This is a genomic window from Gemmiger formicilis, assembly GCF_016901605.1.
GTDB classification, from domain to species: domain Bacteria; phylum Bacillota; class Clostridia; order Oscillospirales; family Ruminococcaceae; genus Gemmiger; species Gemmiger formicilis_B.
This window is the reverse complement of record NZ_JACJKP010000620.1, coordinates 1-275: the sequence shown is the minus strand read 5'-3', so window position 1 is coordinate 275 and position 275 is coordinate 1. Positions and strand designations below refer to the sequence as shown.

The window sequence follows — 275 nt, the reverse complement described above, 5'->3', positions numbered from 1 at the left end:
GCACTTTGTCGCGGGTAAAGGTAAAGTAGGCGTAGGCCTTGCGGGAGGAACGGCCTACCCGCCCGCGAAGCTGGTAAAGCTGGGAAAGCCCCATGCGGTCGGCGTTTTCGATGATCAGGGTATTGCAGTTGCGCACGTCCACGCCCGTTTCAATCAGGGTGGTGCAGACCAGAACGTCAATTTCGTTGTCCAACAGCTGCTGCCATACCGAGGAAATCTGTTCTTCGGTCATCTTGCCGTGGGCAATGCCTACCCGGGCGCCGGGAACCAGTTTG

At 58.2% G+C, this 275-nt stretch carries 1 protein-coding gene; it reads right to left on the bottom strand.

What is annotated here, in order from left to right:
• The coding region (locus H6B10_RS16190; protein WP_275951107.1) for a helicase-related protein at window positions 1–275 on the bottom strand (275 nt) is incomplete at both ends.